At 67.1% G+C, this 14,882-nt stretch carries 11 protein-coding genes; 5 read left to right on the top strand and 6 right to left on the bottom strand.

All coding sequences use genetic code 11. From position 1 onward, the window contains the following. Window positions 1-2 precede the first annotated feature (2 nt). Together AC6RIC_RS16070 and AC6RIC_RS16065 are read right to left on the bottom strand one after the other, a co-directional pair. Entirely contained in the window at window positions 3-671 is a 669-nt protein-coding gene (locus AC6RIC_RS16070) for an amino acid ABC transporter permease (RefSeq protein ID WP_499733077.1), read from the bottom strand. Between the two features lie 165 nt (window positions 672-836). After that, complete coding sequence (locus AC6RIC_RS16065) at window positions 837-1,709, bottom strand: transporter substrate-binding domain-containing protein (RefSeq protein ID WP_454657201.1); 873 nt, start codon at window positions 1,707-1,709, stop codon at window positions 837-839. Between the two features lie 401 nt (window positions 1,710-2,110). Between AC6RIC_RS16065 and AC6RIC_RS16060 the strand changes: the two genes are divergently transcribed. Beyond that, complete coding sequence (locus AC6RIC_RS16060; RefSeq protein WP_499733076.1) at window positions 2,111-3,637, top strand: ABC transporter substrate-binding protein; 1,527 nt, start codon at window positions 2,111-2,113, stop codon at window positions 3,635-3,637. Window positions 3,638-3,918: 281 nt separating this feature from the next. Here AC6RIC_RS16060 and AC6RIC_RS16055 read toward each other — a convergent pair whose 3' ends face one another. Next, window positions 3,919-5,244 (bottom strand): NAD(P)/FAD-dependent oxidoreductase, encoded by a 1,326-nt coding sequence (locus AC6RIC_RS16055; protein WP_499733075.1) that lies wholly within the window; start codon window positions 5,242-5,244, stop codon window positions 3,919-3,921. A 54-nt stretch (window positions 5,245-5,298) separates the two neighbouring features. Beyond that, window positions 5,299-6,174 (bottom strand): GntR family transcriptional regulator, encoded by an 876-nt coding sequence (locus tag AC6RIC_RS16050; RefSeq protein ID WP_499733074.1) that lies wholly within the window; start codon window positions 6,172-6,174, stop codon window positions 5,299-5,301. Between the two features lie 86 nt (window positions 6,175-6,260). Here AC6RIC_RS16050 and AC6RIC_RS16045 point away from each other — a divergent pair, with 86 nt between their 5' ends. Genes AC6RIC_RS16045 through AC6RIC_RS16030 form a run of 4 tightly spaced genes read left to right on the top strand, consistent with a single transcriptional unit; the run spans window position 6,261 to window position 11,797 of the window. Continuing rightward, complete coding sequence (locus tag AC6RIC_RS16045; protein WP_499733073.1) at window positions 6,261-7,274, top strand: SIS domain-containing protein; 1,014 nt, start codon at window positions 6,261-6,263, stop codon at window positions 7,272-7,274. A 15-nt stretch (window positions 7,275-7,289) separates the two neighbouring features. Then, the gene (locus tag AC6RIC_RS16040) at window positions 7,290-8,126 is read left to right on the top strand and encodes a PfkB family carbohydrate kinase (protein WP_499733072.1); all 837 of its coding nucleotides are present in this window, start codon (window positions 7,290-7,292) and stop codon (window positions 8,124-8,126) included. Between the two features lie 15 nt (window positions 8,127-8,141). Further along, a complete protein-coding gene (locus AC6RIC_RS16035) occupies window positions 8,142-10,193 on the top strand; it encodes a hydantoinase/oxoprolinase family protein (RefSeq protein ID WP_499733071.1) in 2,052 nt (683 codons plus the stop codon). Then, on the top strand, window positions 10,193-11,797 hold the full coding sequence (locus AC6RIC_RS16030; protein WP_499733070.1) for a hydantoinase B/oxoprolinase family protein: 1,605 nt from the start codon (window positions 10,193-10,195) through the stop codon (window positions 11,795-11,797). The genes AC6RIC_RS16035 and AC6RIC_RS16030 overlap by 1 nt, the downstream gene beginning before the upstream one ends. Before the next feature lie 178 nt (window positions 11,798-11,975). Here the strand turns inward: AC6RIC_RS16030 and AC6RIC_RS16025 are convergent, their stop codons facing one another. Continuing rightward, on the bottom strand, window positions 11,976-13,073 hold the full coding sequence (locus AC6RIC_RS16025) for an ABC transporter ATP-binding protein (RefSeq protein ID WP_454657193.1): 1,098 nt from the start codon (window positions 13,071-13,073) through the stop codon (window positions 11,976-11,978). Between the two features lie 2 nt (window positions 13,074-13,075). Beyond that, window positions 13,076-14,791, bottom strand: a complete 1,716-nt coding sequence (locus tag AC6RIC_RS16020) for an ABC transporter permease (RefSeq protein WP_499733069.1) — start codon at window positions 14,789-14,791, stop codon at window positions 13,076-13,078. Between the last annotated feature and the right edge of the window lie 91 nt (window positions 14,792-14,882).

Raw genomic sequence — 14,882 nt, 5'->3', positions numbered from 1 at the left:
CGTCACCGCGCGATCGCGTAGCGCCGCTCGGCGAGGCGCAGCAGCAGCAGGATGGCGTAGCTGGTGATCAGGTAGATCGGTGTCGCCAGGAGATAGACCTCGACCGTGCGGAAGGTCTGGGTCTCGATCCAGCGCATGCCGTAGGCGAGTTCGGGCACCGCGATGGCCGAGGCGATCGAAGTGTCCTTGAACAGCGAGACATAGGTGTTGGAGAGCGAGGGCAGGGCGATGCGCATCGCGGTCGGCAGGCGCACATGCCAGAGCACCTTCATGGGTGTGAGCCCGATCGCCTTGCCGGCCTCGATCAGCCCGCGCGGCACGGCCTCGAGCCCCGCGCGCATCACCTCGACCAGATAGGCGCCGGAATAGATCGCGAGCGTCGCGACGAAGGAGGTGACCGCATCATATTGCAGGTCGATGGCGCTGGGGATGCCGTAGAAGACGAGATAGACCAGCAACAGCAGCGGCACGTTGCGGACGAATTCGACATAGGCCGCGATCAGGGGGCGCGCCCATTTCGGGCCGTCGAGACTGATCAGCGCGAGCACGAGCCCGATCGTCATGCCGATCGCGATGCTCGCGGCAGCGAGTTCGAGGCTGAGCAGAAGCCCCTCGAACAGCTTGCCGGCATAGCGCCAGACGATCGCGAAGTTGAAATGGTAATTCGCCATGGCCCCGAGGACTTGAGCATCGGCCCGAGAAGTGGAATGCGGTTTCCGGCAAAGCCGGTGCAGGATCAAAGGGTTGGAGTGTCGGGCGGGAGCCCGATACTCCAACCCGGCATCGGGGAGGGAAGGGCGTAAGGCACGCCCTTCCCTGTGCGAAGCGTGGGGCGGTCAGAAGCGCGGCAGGCCGGGCTGGCGCGCCGGCGGCTCGGCGCCGAAATAGTCCTTCGCCGCGGCGTCGTAGAGCTCGTTCTGGTGGCCGAACATCGCGATGTCGAAGGTGGTGTTGACGAAGCGCACCCAGTCCGGGTCGCCCTGCTTCATGCCGGCGCCGTAAAGCATCGTGTTCCACGACTTGCCGGCATCGGCGTACTTGTCGGGGTGGCGCTTGGCGAGCCACCCGACGGTGGAGAGATCGACCGCAGCGGCGTCGACGCGCTTGGAGTCGAGCGCCAGGATGACGTTGGCCTGGCTGTCGATCTGCATCACGGTCGCCTGCGGCAGAACCTTCTTGACCGAGGCCTCCGCATCGACATTCTGCAGGATCGAGACGCGGGCGGAGGAGCCCGCCTTGAGCAGCGCGTCGAAGCTCTTCTTGTCGCTGTCCGGCCGGGTCAGCAGGGCGATGCCTTCGACATAATAGGGGCGCGAGAAGGCGATGAGCTGCGCGCGCGCCGGGGACATGGTCATGAACTGGATGACGATGTCGACCTTGCCGGTATTGATGTTGGGGATGCGCTGGGCCGCGTCCTGCCGGACGAACTCGACCTTGCTGGCATCGTCGAACAGCCCCTTGGCCAGGATCCGGCCCATGGTGATGTCCATCCCGACGAGCTGGCCCTTCTCGTCCTCGAAATGCCAGGGCGCATTGGTGGAGCCCGTGCCGACGATCAGCTTGCCGCGATCCAGCACCGTGCGCAGCAGGCTGTTGGGCGCGGATTGCGCCGCGGCCTCCCGGGCCGTGCTTGCGGCTGCGGCCAGCGCGAGCCCGCCGACCAGTCCACCCTTCAGCAGAAGCCTTTTGCCTTCATCCGTCCCGCTCATTGGCGATACCCCTCTTTGCAAGATTAATCCATAATTGTAGAATATATCTTGTAGTAAGGGATGCTAGAGACGCTTTCGCCTCGAAGTCAAGCGTTGGGACGGCCGGCGTCGACGACAAGGCTGGTGTACTCCAATAGCGCGGCACCGGCCAGCCGGGCCGGTGCGGCAACGCTGCAGGTTGCTGAGGCTGAGGCGCGGACAACGCGATCGGCCGATGTGGCGCTGCGCAATCTTCCGCACTGCAGCAGGAAAGCCCTCGTGCGGCGGGAAACTATCCTGCGGGCTGCCGTATCCGAGCTGCTGCCGTCAGGCGAGCGCGGGAAGCATTGACAAACTGGTATACACCAACTCATTCTGCCCTCTCGGCCGTGTAGGCCGCCATAAACAGGGAGGGGTATTCGATGGTGCCGGTCTCTCGCCGTATTGTGCTCGCCGCCGGTGCAGCCCTGCCTCTCCTGGGCTTGCGAGCCCAGGCTCAAGCCGGGGGGAAGATCCTTCGCTTCGGCCTGTCGAGTTTTCCGCCCAGCCTGCAGCCCTGGCTTCATACCGGCACGGCCGCACTCACGGTCAAGCTCCTGATCTTCCGCGGCCTGACCGGCTTCGACGAAAAGGGCGAGGTCAGGCCCGAACTCGCCGAATCCTGGGAGCGCGAGGGCGATACGACCTGGGTCTTCAAGCTGCGCCAGGCGACGTTCCAGAACGGCAAGCCGGTCACGGCCGAGGACGTGAAATGGACGCTGGAGCAGGTCGCCGCGCCCAATTCGACAGCCTTCATGAAGGCCGAGTTCGGCGGCGTCGAGCGCATCGAGACGCCTGACGCACGCACCGTCCGCATCGTCATGAAGCAGCCGACCGTGACGCTGCCGATCTGGCTGGCAAGCCCGCATATGCCGATCATCGCCAAGGACTCGATCGAGGGCCGGGCCGGGCTCGGCGTCGGCGCGGGACCGTTCGTGCTGAAGGGGCAGGAGCGTGGCGCCTCGATCGAGGTCGTGAAATTCGACAGATACTACAAGCCCGGCCTGCCGAAGCTCGATGGCATCAAGCTCGTCGCCTATGCCGACGAGAACCTGCGCGTCGCCGCCCTCCAGGCCGGCGATGTCGACCTCATCGAATATGTGCCCTGGCAGTCCATGGGCACGATCGAGAAGGATTCCCGTCTGCGCCTCGTCGCGGTCGACGGCCCCTTCATGGGCCTGAACTTCAACGGCGGCGCCGGGCCGTTCAAGGATATGCGCCTGCGCCAGGCTGTGGCTCATGCCGTCCGCCGCGAGGATATCGTGCAGGCCGCCTTCTTCGGCCGTGGCAGCAAGCTGGAAGGCATCCCGATCCCCTCGAGCAGCCCCTATTTCGACAAGGGACGCTCCGGGTTCTGGAGTTACGACCCGGCCAAGGCCAAGAAGCTGATGGCCGAAGCCGGCGTGCCGAACGGGTTCAGCTGCACCCTGCTCTCGACCGCGCAATACGGCATGCACAAGTCGACGGCCGAGGTGGTGCAGGCCAATCTCGCCGAGATCGGCATCCAGGTGACGCTGAACCTGCCGGACTGGGCGGCGCGCGTCGATCTCGCCGGCAAGGGCCGCTACGATTTCATGATCCAGGGCACGACCGCCGACAATAACGACCCCGACGGCCTCGCGCCCTTGCTCGACGGCGATCTGCCGCCGAACATGTCCCGCAGTTGGCAGATCCCGACGCCCGAAATCCACGCGCTCTTCGCCAAGGGTCGCGCCGAGTTCGACGCAGCCAAGCGCAAGACGATCTATGCCGAGCTGGAGAAGTACGCCCTGGAGCAGGCGCCGATGGTTGGGTTGGCCTGGCGCTCGCAGGGCTACGCGATGGTCACCGGCCTGAGCGGCTTCAAATGCTATCCGGGCGGGACGAACTTCTTCTCGGCCTATTCGCTCGACGAGGCGGCGCTCGCCTGAGCGCCTGCAGCGGGCTTCCCTTCTCCCCTTGCGGGAGAAGGTGGCTCGGCGCAGCCGAGACGGATGAGGGGTCGGGCTGTCCTATCCGTCATTGCGAGCGCCGCGAAGCAATCCAGGGGGACCGGGTGAGGGCTTCAACCCGGTCCCCCTGGATTGTTTCGTCTCTTCGCTCCTCGCAATGACGGCAAGGGTTGCGCGACCCCTCACCCCAACCCTCTCCCGCAAGGGGAGAGGGGGCAGGTCGAGCTTTCCGCAAGGTCTCGCAAGACCGGGATCGGCCGCTAGGCCGCCCGCGTCGTCCGCTCCAGTCGCGAAAACCGCTCCAGCCGGAAGGGCTTCGGGTCGATCAGCGGCGTGCGGCCGCTGACGAGATCGGCGATCAGGCGCCCGGCGCCAGGGCCGATGCCGAAGCCGTGGCCCGAGAACCCGGTGGCGAGGAAGAAGCCCGGCAGACGCGGCACCTCGCCGATAACAGGCACGGCGTCGGGTGTGGCGTCGATCAGCCCGCCCCAGCTTTCCTTGATCCTGAGGCCGGCGAAGGCCGGGAAGGCCGCGATGAGGTTACGCTGCGCTTCCTGCAGGATTGCCTCGGATGGCTTGGGATCGAGGATGCGGGTTCGTTCGAACGGCGCTTCCTGATCAAGCGACCAGCTTTTCGGCGTGCGGGCTTCCTCAAGGAAGCGCCCGCCGAGCCGCAACCGCAATTCATGGCGCTGCTTGGCCAGCGACGGCAGGAAATCGAAGAGCAGGCGAAAACTGTCCGGCACGATCTCGGCCACGCTCGCCCCGCGATGGGCGATGGTGTAGCCGCCGTCCTGCCGCTTGCGGAAGGCGAAGTCGGAAGCGCCCACGGCATGGGTCGGCGGCCCGTCGAGTGGTTCGGTCCGGAACACTGAGCCGAGCACCTTCAGCGCCGGCAGGTCGATGCCGAGATTGCCGAGGAACAGGCGCGACCAGGCGCCGCCCGCCAGCACGACACGCTGACAGGCAATGCGGCCGCGCTCGGTGACGACGGCGCTGACGCGCCCGCCGGCCGTCTCGATGCCGCGTACGGCACAGCGCGTCAGCACGGTGCCGCCATGGCGGCGCAGCGCCCGCGCCATGGCCGGCACGGCCTTCTGCGGCTCGGCGCGGGCATCGCTCGGCGTGAACATGGCCCCGGCGTAGGCGCGTTTTCCCCCTGGCAGGACGGCGTCGATCTCGCGGCTGCTCAGGAGGCGCGAGTCGAGCTGGTAGGTCCTGGCATGCTCGAGCCAGGCCTCCTGCTCGGCGAATTTGGCAGGCGTATCGGCGACATAGACGATGCCGGAGCGGGTGAAGCCGGTGTCGCCGCCGACGAGCCGGTCCATGTCCTCCCAGAGGCGCATGCTTTCGAGCCCGAGCGGGATCTCGCCGGGGTCGCGCCCCATGACGCGCACCCAGCCCCAGTTGCGCCCGGACTGCTCGTGCCCGACCTCGCCCTTCTCGCAGACGGTGACCGAGATGCCCTCGCGCGCCAGGAAGAGCGCGGTCGTGATGCCGATGATGCCGCCGCCGATGACGACGACGTCGCTGGCGGCGGGCAGGGACGGATCCGGCTCGATGGTCTCGATGGTGATGCCCATCACGATGGCTCCGGCGGCAGGATTGCGAGGCGGGAAGGCGAGCGGTCGGCGCTCCGCTCAGGCGCGGGCAGGGGGCGCGGAACTGCGGAAGACGACGTGATGGGGGTGGTTGACCGAGCGCATGTACTCGACCGGCCGGCCCTCGCCGTCACGCGCCACGATCCGTAGCACCAGAGTCGGCGAGCCCGGCGCCAGCGCGAGCAGCCGCGCTTCCTGCTCCGTCGCGGTGCCGACGCTGATCTCGCGGTCGCGGATGCTGATCTCGATGCCGTAGCGCTGCCGCAGTAACTCATAGAGTGATTGGCCGGAGATCAGGTCCTCGGCCGACAGGCCGGGCACGCTGCTGGCCGGCAGATAGCTGGTCTCGATGCAGAAGGCTTCGTCGTTCACGCTGCGCAGTCGCCGTGCCATCAGCAGCGCGCTGCCGGGCGCCAGTTCCAGGCGCTGCGCGATGCTCTCGCTCGCGGCTTCCTCGCCGAAATGCAGGAGCTTGCTGCCGGGCTCGCCGCCGGCATTGCGGATGATGCGGGTGATGCCCAGCGAAGCCGGCGCATCGATCGGCCGCGATACCTGGACCAGCGGGATGCGCGTGCCGCTGGTGCCGTTGCGCTCCAGCACGTTGCGCTCGACCAGCCGGTCGATCGCTTTGCGCACCGTCATCCGGTTGATGCCGAGCGCGTCAGCCAGCGTCCGCTCCGAGGGGATGCGATCGCCGGGCCCGTAATCCGGTTCGCCGATCAGGTCGAGCAGGTAATCCTGCACCTCGACATAGATCGGCTTGGCCCCCTTCAGCGGGTTGGCCGTGCCCGGTGCCTCGATTCCCGTGCCTTTCGGCGCGCGCGCCGGTCGGAATCCGAGGCGCGGCGCCTTCTTCGTCTTGAGGGCGAAACGGTCGCGTAGCGCTGTAGGGCGGGAGGGGCGTTTGGTCGGCATCTCAACAGGCTTGACAGTGATTGGTATATGGAATTGGTGTATACCAATTCCGCTGCCCAGTTTAAAGCCCGCTCGGGAGCCCGTCCATGTCCATCGCCTTCGACCGTGACGCGGTCCTGTCCGGGCTGGAGCAGACCCGTGCCGCATTGCCGAAGGCTTACGCGCTGGGGCAGGAGCTGGCTCCCAAGATCGACCGCGTCTACCTGATCGCCTGCGGCTCCGCGAACCGGGCCATGCTCGGCATCCAGTACTGGCTGGAGCGCTATTCGCCGGGCATCGAGGTCAGGCGCTATTTCCCGGCCGAGTTCATGGCGATCGACCCGCCGCGCCTGAACGAGCGGACGCTGGTCCTGCTGGCCTCGAAATCCGGCACGACGCCGGAGACGGTGGCCGCTGCGCATTTTCTCAGGGACAAGCCCTGCCAAATCGTCGCCTTCAGCCAATATGGCGAGAAGCCGCTGGCGCAGACGGTGCCCCGGCATTTCCTCGTCGGCGACACCAGCGAATCCTTCGCCGCCATGTTCATGCTGATGCAGGCGCTGATCGGCGGCCTGATGGCGGCCAGGGAAGGCTGGCCGCTCGGCGCCAAGCTCCTCGCCTCGCTCGACGCGTTGCCGGCGGCGATGTGCGATGCGGCCGAGCAGAACGAGGCTCGCGCGGCGGCGGACGCCGTGACCTATGCCGGCGATGACAGCATCTACCATGTCGCCTCGGGGCCGGGCTTCACCACGGCCTATGTCTTCGGTGTCTGCATCCTCATGGAGATGCTCTGGCTGCACAGCTATCCGATCGAGGCGGCCGAGTTTTTCCACGGCCCCTTCGAGATCGTCGACAAGCAGACACCGATGATCCTGATCACCGGCGAGGATCCGAGCCGGCCCCTGATGGAGCGCGTCGTGAAGTTCTGCGACACCTATGCCGGGCGCGTGATGAACTACGATTCCCGTGCTTTCACGATGAAGGGCATCGACCCGGAGATCCGCCCGATCGTCGCGCCTTATATCCTGCAGGCAGCGCTCAAGCGCTTCTCGGCGCATCTCTCGGTGCTGCGGAACCAGCCCCTGACAACCCGCCGCTACATGTGGAAGGTGGCGTACTGATCGGGAGTTGCCGCGATGGTGCAGAGGCTTCTGGGGCTGGGTGACAACACGGTCGACACCTATGTCGATCGCGGCCTCCAGTTTCCCGGCGGTAACGCGGTCAATGTCGCGGTGCAGGCGAGGCGTCTAGGGGCGGAAACAGGTTACCTCGGCTGCCTCGGCTCGGATGAGGCCGGCGGAATCCTGAGTGATGCCCTGCGGCAGGAGGGCGTCGATACCGCGCGCTGCCGTATCAAGACCGGCCCCAATGCCCGCGCCTTCATCGGCCATGACGGGCAGGACCGGCGCTTCCTGCGCTCCGAACGCGGCGTGCGCGGCGAGTGGGGCACCTTCGATGCTGAGGACCGCGCCTATATCGCCGGCTTCGACCTCGTTCATTCCAGCATCTATGGCGAGCTTGGCGACGCCTTGCCGGTGGTCCGCAGTGCAGCCCGGCGCCTGTCCTACGACTTCTCGGAACGCTGGACCGACGAGAACCTCGCCGCGACGCTGCCGGCCGTCGATATCGCCTTCCTGTCGCATCCTTCTGCTTCCGATGCGGAGTGTCGCGCCCAGCTGGAGCGCTGTATCGGCTGGGGCGCAGGGATGGTCGTGGCGACGCGCGGCGCGAAGGGCGCCCTCGCGCTCGCCTCGGGCCGCTTCCACGAGCAGCCGGCCAGCCCTGCATCCGTGGTGGACACGCTCGGCGCGGGTGACGGTTTCATCGCGGCCTGCCTGCTGGCTCTTCTCGACGGAGCCGGCATTGCCGCCGCCCTGGCGGCGGGAGCCGATCAGGCGGCGCAGGTCTGCGGCTATCAAGGCGGCTTCGGCCATGGCGTCGCGTGGACGCCTGCCGAGGCGGCGGTGACGTAAGGGAGGAAGGCAGAGATGGCGTGGCGGATCGGGATCGATTCCGGGGGCACATTCACCGATGTCTGCCTGTTCGAGGACGCGACCGGCATGGTCGCGGTCTGGAAAGTGCCCTCGACGCCTGACGACCCCTCCCGCGCCATCGCGCGCGGCACGCAGGAAGGCGTAGAGCGGGTCGGTGCCAGCCCCGCCGACATCGCCTATTTCGGCCATGGCACGACGGTCGGCACCAATGCCCTGATCCAGCATCGCGGTGTGAAGACCGGGCTGATCACCACCGAGGGGTTTCGAGACCTGATCGAGATCGGCCGGCAGAAGCGACCGGACCTCTATGATCTCCAGGCCGACAAGGCCCCGCCGCTCGTCACCCGCGACCTGCGCTTCGGCGTCGCCGAACGCGTCCGCCATGACGGATCGGTCGAGACGCCGCTCGACGAGGGCGCCGTGCGACAGGCAGCGCAGACGCTGAAGGCGGAGGGCGTCAAGGCGGTCGCCATCGGCTTCCTCTACGGCTTCGTCCGGCCGGAGCATGAGGAAGCCGCCAAGCGCATCGTCACCGAGGAGTTCCCGGAGGCCTTCATCTGCGCCTCGCATGAGGTCGCACCCGAATTCCGCGAGTACGAGCGCATCTCGACGACCGTCGTGAATGCCTATCTCGGCCCGGTCATGCAGGGCTATATCCGCCGCTTGGCCGACCGCCTGAAGGAACTCGGCCTCAAGGCGGTGCCGCATCTGACGCAATCCAATGGCGGCGTCATCGGCTTCGACATGGCGGCGCGCCTGCCGGTAAGGACGGTGCTCTCCGGTCCCTCGACCGGCGTTGTCGCGGCTCAGGCGATCGGCGCGATGATTGGCATTCCGAGCCTCATCACCTTCGACATGGGCGGCACCTCCTCGGACGTCGCCCTGCTCGACGACGGCGAGGCCAAGCTTGCCTCCGAAGCCAATGTCCATGGCTATCCGATCAAGGCACCGATGCTCGATATCCACACGGTCGGCGCCGGCGGCGGCTCGCTCGCGGCGATCGATTCCGGCGGCCTGCTCAAGGTCGGGCCGCGCTCGGCCGGCGCCGATCCTGGCCCCGTCTGCTACGGGCGGGGTGCGACCGAGCCCGCCGTCACCGACGCCAATGTCGTGCTCCAGACCCTGAACCCGACGCATCTGCTCGGCGGGCGCATGCCGATCGACCAGAGCCTGTCGAGACAGGCGATCGGCCGCCTGGCAGACGAGCTCGGCCTCGACCTGATGGCGACGGCGCAGGGCATCATCTCGGTCGTGACCGCGAACATGGCCAAGGCGATCCGCGTCATCAGCGTCCAGCGCGGGCATGATCCGCGCGACTACGCGCTGGTCGCCTTTGGCGGGGCAGGGCCGTTGCATGCCGCACGGCTCGCGCGCGAACTCGACATGAAGCGCATCGTCGTGCCCCGCAATCCCGGCATCGGCTGCGCGCTCGGCCTGCTGCTCACTGACCTGCGCGCGAATTTCGCCACGACGCGATTGGCGACGCTGTCCGAAGCGTTGGTTCCCGACATGGCGGATATCTTCTTCGCCCTGCAGGAACAGGCGGATCACTGGTTCGCGGAGGAGGGCGTCGCCGCGGCCGATCGCCGGCTGAAGCGCACCGCCGACCTGCGCTATCACGGCCAGAACTACGAGCTCGCCATCGACGTGCCGGACGGGCCGATCACGCCCGCGACCGTCACGGCGTTGGCCGAGGGCTTCGCCGCCGCCCACAAGCGGCTCTACGGCTTCGTCGCGGAAGGCGAGGCGGTCCAGCTCGTGACCTATCGCGTCGAGGCGGTCGGCCTCGTGCCGAAGGCCGCCTTCCGGCCGGAGCCCGATGCCGGGCCCGACGCCTCGCACGCCGTCATCGGCAGCCGCGAGGTCTGGTTCCCCGAGGCCGGCGGCTTCGTCGTCTGCCCGATCTACGACCGCGACAAGCTCAAATCCGGCAATCGTTTCGCCGGGCCGGCCATCGTCGAGCAGATGGATTCGACCACTGTGCTGCTGCCGGGCATGACCGCGACGGTCGAGCCCTATCTCAACCTGATCCTGGAGATGCCGTGATGACCGCGACCGCATCCGTCAGCGTCGACCCGATCACCGTCGAGGTCATCGGCTCCTCCTTCGCCTCGATCGCCGAGGAGATGGGCGAGGCCCTGGTCAAGGCGAGCTATTCGACCAACATCAAGGAGCGCCGCGACTGCTCGACCGCGCTCTTCGACGTCGAAGGCCAGACGCTCTGCCAGGCCGAGCATATCCCGATGCATCTCGGGTCCTTCATCGGCATCATCCCGCATATCCTGAAGCGCCACTCGGTCGCCGACATGAAGCCGGGCGACGTCTTCATCGGCAACGACGCCTATGAAGGCGGCGGCACCCATCTGCCGGATATCGTGCTGGCCGAGCCGGTCTTCCACGAGGGCGTGATGATCGCCTGGGCGGTCAACACGGCGCACCACTCCGATTTCGCCGATCGCGGCCACGCCCATATCTACCAGGAGGGCCTGCGCATCCCGCCGATCCGCCTCTATGACGGCGGCGTGCTGATGAAGGACGTGCAGGAGCTGATCCTGCTCAACTGCCAGGTCCCGCGCGAGCGCCTGTCCGACCTGCGCGCCCAGATGGCGGCGAACCGCCTCGGCGTCGAGCGGCTGCGCGCGCTCTGCGACAAATACGGCCGCGACACCGTGCTCGCCGCCGGCAAGGCCTTGCAGGACTATGCCGAGCGCAAGATGCGCGCCGGCATCGCCTCGATCCCCGACGGCACCTATCGCTTCTCGGATTCCTTCGACAATCCCGAGATCGACGAGCCGCTGACCTTCTCGGTCGCGATCACCGTCGCGGGCGAGGAGATGACGCTGGCCTTCGACTCGCCGCCGCAGATGCGGGCAGGCTTCAACATGGTCTACACCGCGCTGCTCTCGACCGTGTATTACGCGGTCAAGACCGTCGCCGACCCGACCATCCCGCCCAATGCGGGGCTCGCGCGGCCGCTGACCGTTACCGCGACGGAGGGCACGGTGCTGAACTGCGTGCATCCCGCCGCCGTCAACGGCCGCATTGCCGCCTGCCAGCGTGTGGTCGACCTGATCCATGGCGCGCTCGCGCAGGCGGTGCCGGATCGCGTCATCGCAGCCTGCTCGGGCGCGGTGGCTTCCGCGACCTTCGCCGGCGAGCAGCCGGGCAGCGGCGAACTCTGGGTCTATCTGGAGACGATCGGCGGTGGTTCCGGTGCCCGCGCCAACAAGGACGGTCTCCACGGCGTCCATGTCCACATGACCAACACCTCGAACCTGCCGGTCGAGGCGCTGGAACTCGAATATCCGCTGACCCTGCTGCGCTATGAGCTGGTCGATGGTTCAGGGGGCGACGGCCGCCAGCGCGGCGGCATGGGCCTGCGCCGCGTCTACCGTGCGGAAGCACCATGCCGGCTCAACGTCGACAATTCGCGCCTGACCTCGCGGCCCTGGGGCCTCGCGGGCGGCGGCGAGGGGCAGGGCGGCTCGTTCTCGTTCAGCGATGGCGTCGTACCCTTCTTCAAGGGTGACGGCGCGCTGGAGAAGGGCCAGATCGTCGAGATCATCACCCCCGGAGCCGGCGGTTACGGCCCGGCTGCAGAGCGCAGCGCCGAGGCGAGGGCGCGCGACAAGGCCGAGCAGCGGGGGTGAGATAGCGCCGTTGCTCGACCAGGCGCAAACGCTTGTCATTCCGGGGCTTCGCGTGAGCGAAGAACCCGGAACCCACGACCGGGCGAACGGCCCATTACGCGGCATAGGATATCTCACCCCGTCGTGGGTTCCGGGTTCGCGCCTGCGGCGCGCCCCGGAATGACAAGGGTAGTGCCCTCTAACCCGCCAACCACAACAACGCATGCGGCGACAGCCTGAGCGTCGCCCTGCTCTCGACCTCGAACAGTCCGCTGCCGGACTGGAACGGCACGTCGACCGCCACTTCCGTGGTTCCGATGCGGACGCCGTAGCGCACGCTGGCGCCGAGGAACTCGCGGTTGGCGACGACGCAGGGCAGGGCCAGCATCCCATCGCCGGCCGGGCCCGCGTCACCGAGACTGGCATGCTGCGGCCGGAAGACCAGCTTGGCCCCCGCCGGTACCTGCGCATCGGCGGGAACCGGCACGCGCGTCCCGCCCTCAATCTCGAAGATCCGATCCGCGCCGCTGCCGATGAGCTTACCGTCGAGGATATTGGCGGTGCCGAGGAAGCCGGCGACGAACAGGTTGGCCGGCCGCTCATAGAGATCCATCGGCGTCCCGACCTGCTGGACGATGCCGTCATTCATCACGGCGATCCGGTCGCAGATCGTGTTTGCCTCTTCCTGATCGTGGGTGACGAAGATCGTGGTCAGGCCCAGCCGTTGCTGCAGGTCGCGCAATTCGCGTCGCACCTGAACGCGCATCTTGGCATCGAGATTGGAGAGCGGCTCGTCGAGCAGCAGCACCTTGGGTTCGACTGCCACGGTGCGCGCCACTGCGACACGCTGCTGCTGGCCGCCCGAGAGCTGCGAGGGCCGCCGCTCGGCGAGATGGGTGAGACCGACCAGGCCCAGCGCCGCCTCGACGCGCCGTTCGACCTCGGCGCGCTTCACGCCGCGCTCCTCCAGTCCGAAGGCGACATTGCGGTGCACCGTCATATGCGGCCAGAGCGCATAGGACTGGAAGACCATGCCGACATCGCGCTTCCAGGGCGGCAGGTTGGTGATCGGCTTGCCGCCGATCCGGACCTCCCCGGTATCGGCATGGTTGAAGCCGGCGATCAGGCGCAGCAGCGTGGTCTTGCCGCAGCCGGACGGGCCGAGGAAGGCGAAGAACTCGCCCGGCCTGATCGCCAGATTGACGTTCTTGAGCACATGATTGGTGCCGTAGGACAGGTTGACGCCTTCGATGTCGACGGCGACGGCGGGCGTGGTGAGAGAGACGGTTGCGTTCATGATCAGTGGCCCATTCCCTTGGCCTTCTGGCTGCGTTCGATGATGAGATGGGAGAGGAAGGTGCAGGCCGCGACGAGGATCACCGCGACGACGCCGAGCGCGGCACCGGGGCCGCGCCCCGCGGCGGACTGCATGAAGACATAGAGTCCATAGGCCAGCGGTGCGTCCGAGTTGGACTGCACCAGCATCAGCGTCGCCGAGAGCTCGACGGCGGCCGTCGAGAACGAGGTGACGAAGCCGGCAAGGATGCCGCCGGCCATCAACGGCACGACGATGCGTCGGACCGTGCGCGCCTTGGTGGCTCCAAGGTTCTCGGCCGCTTCCTCAAGCGAGACCGAGATCTGCTGGAGCGCCGCATAGCAGGCGCGCAGGGCATAGGGCAGGCGCCGGATCGCCAGCGCCATGACGACGGTGACCCAGAGCGCGGCGAGCGGAGTCCCGTCCGGCAGGGTGATGCCGTAGAACGTCCTGAGATAGCCGATGCCGAGCACCACGCCGGGGATGGCAAGTGCGGCGGTCGCCATCCAGTCGAGCCATTCGCGACCGATGAGCTTGGTCCGCAGCACCAGATAGGCGATCGCCACCCCGAGCACGACGTCGATGCCGCCGGCGATGCTGGCATAGATCAGCGTGTTCTTGATGTAGACCGAGCTCTCGCCGAAGACGCGGCCGTAATGCGCGATCGTGTAGGCATCGGGCAGTGGCGAGTACGACCAGATCGTCGCGAAGGAGAGCAGCAGCAGGCCCAGATGCGGCGCCAGCACCAGCGCCAGGATCAGGATGACGATGCCGTAGCCGAACACGGCCTCCATCGGCGTCATCACCCGCTTGGCGAGGCCGCCGCCGCCGCGCTGCGTCGTGGCGTAGTCGCGCCCCTTCAGCGCCCTTGCCGAGAGCCACATCGCCAGAACCGAGGCGATGATCAGCACGACCGAGATGACATAGCCCATCGGGTCGGCGATGCCGATCGAGGTTACCCGCAGATAGGCCTGCGGCGCCAGCATGTCCTTGACGTTGAGCAGCAGCGGCGTCGCGAGATCGTCGAAGACCTTGACGAAGACGAGAGAGGCGCCGGCGAGATAGCCCGGCATGGCCAGCGGGAAGACGATCCGCCGGAACAGCCGGAAGCCGGAGGAGCCGAGATTCTGCGCGGCCTCTTCCATGGCGCGGTCGACATTGCGCAGGGCCGCCGAGAGGTTGATCAGGATGAACGGGAAATAATGGACGGACTGGACGAAGATGACGCCGTTCAGCCCTTCCATGAAGTCGATCTTGAAGCCGAACCAGTCGTCCAGCAGCAGGTTGACCGAGCCGTTGCGGCCGAAGAAGAGCTGCATCGCAACCGCCCCGACGAAGGGCGGCATGATCAGCGGCAGGAAGCCCAGCGTCTGGACGATCGCCGCGCCGCGGAAGACGAAGCGGGTCGTGAGATAGGCCAGCGGCAGGGCGAAGACGGACGCCCAGACCACAGACATCGCAGAGACATAGAACGAGTTCCACAACGAGCGCATGAACAGCTCGGTGCGGACGAAGTCGTAGAAGTTGACGAGCGTGAAGGTCGAGGTGCCCTTCTCGGTGAAGGCGACATAGATCACCGTCGTCACTGGTAGCACCAGGAACATCAGGAGGAAGGCGGCGATTGCCAGCGCCAGCGCGATCTGGCCGGGCGTGCCGGTGATGCGACGGGGGCGGGGAGCCGAGGTCGGAATGGCTGTCATGGGTGGGTGCCAGGTGTCATTCCGTGCGCGCAGCGGCATGCAAATGCCGCTGCGCAGACACGGGACCGTTGTCAGGAAAAGGCGTCTACTG

This window comes from Allobosea sp. TBD101 (assembly GCF_059817965.1).
Note: the sequence above shows the minus strand (reverse complement) of the source record. Positions and strands in the feature narration are given on the sequence as shown.

Excerpts from the sequence above, each read along its gene's own strand:
- AC6RIC_RS16070 (WP_499733077.1), bottom strand. The coding sequence starts at position 671 with ATGGCGAATTACCATTTCAACTTCGCGATCGTCTGGCGCTATGCCGGC.
- AC6RIC_RS16065 (WP_454657201.1), bottom strand. The coding sequence starts at position 1,709 with ATGAGCGGGACGGATGAAGGCAAAAGGCTTCTGCTGAAGGGTGGACTG.
- AC6RIC_RS16060 (WP_499733076.1), top strand. The coding sequence starts at position 2,111 with ATGGTGCCGGTCTCTCGCCGTATTGTGCTCGCCGCCGGTGCAGCCCTG.
- AC6RIC_RS16050 (WP_499733074.1), bottom strand. The coding sequence starts at position 6,174 with ATGCCGACCAAACGCCCCTCCCGCCCTACAGCGCTACGCGACCGTTTC.
- AC6RIC_RS16045 (WP_499733073.1), top strand. The coding sequence starts at position 6,261 with ATGTCCATCGCCTTCGACCGTGACGCGGTCCTGTCCGGGCTGGAGCAG.
- AC6RIC_RS16040 (WP_499733072.1), top strand. The coding sequence starts at position 7,290 with ATGGTGCAGAGGCTTCTGGGGCTGGGTGACAACACGGTCGACACCTAT.
- AC6RIC_RS16035 (WP_499733071.1), top strand. The coding sequence starts at position 8,142 with ATGGCGTGGCGGATCGGGATCGATTCCGGGGGCACATTCACCGATGTC.
- AC6RIC_RS16030 (WP_499733070.1), top strand. The coding sequence starts at position 10,193 with ATGACCGCGACCGCATCCGTCAGCGTCGACCCGATCACCGTCGAGGTC.
- AC6RIC_RS16025 (WP_454657193.1), bottom strand. The coding sequence starts at position 13,073 with ATGAACGCAACCGTCTCTCTCACCACGCCCGCCGTCGCCGTCGACATC.
- AC6RIC_RS16020 (WP_499733069.1), bottom strand. The coding sequence starts at position 14,791 with ATGACAGCCATTCCGACCTCGGCTCCCCGCCCCCGTCGCATCACCGGC.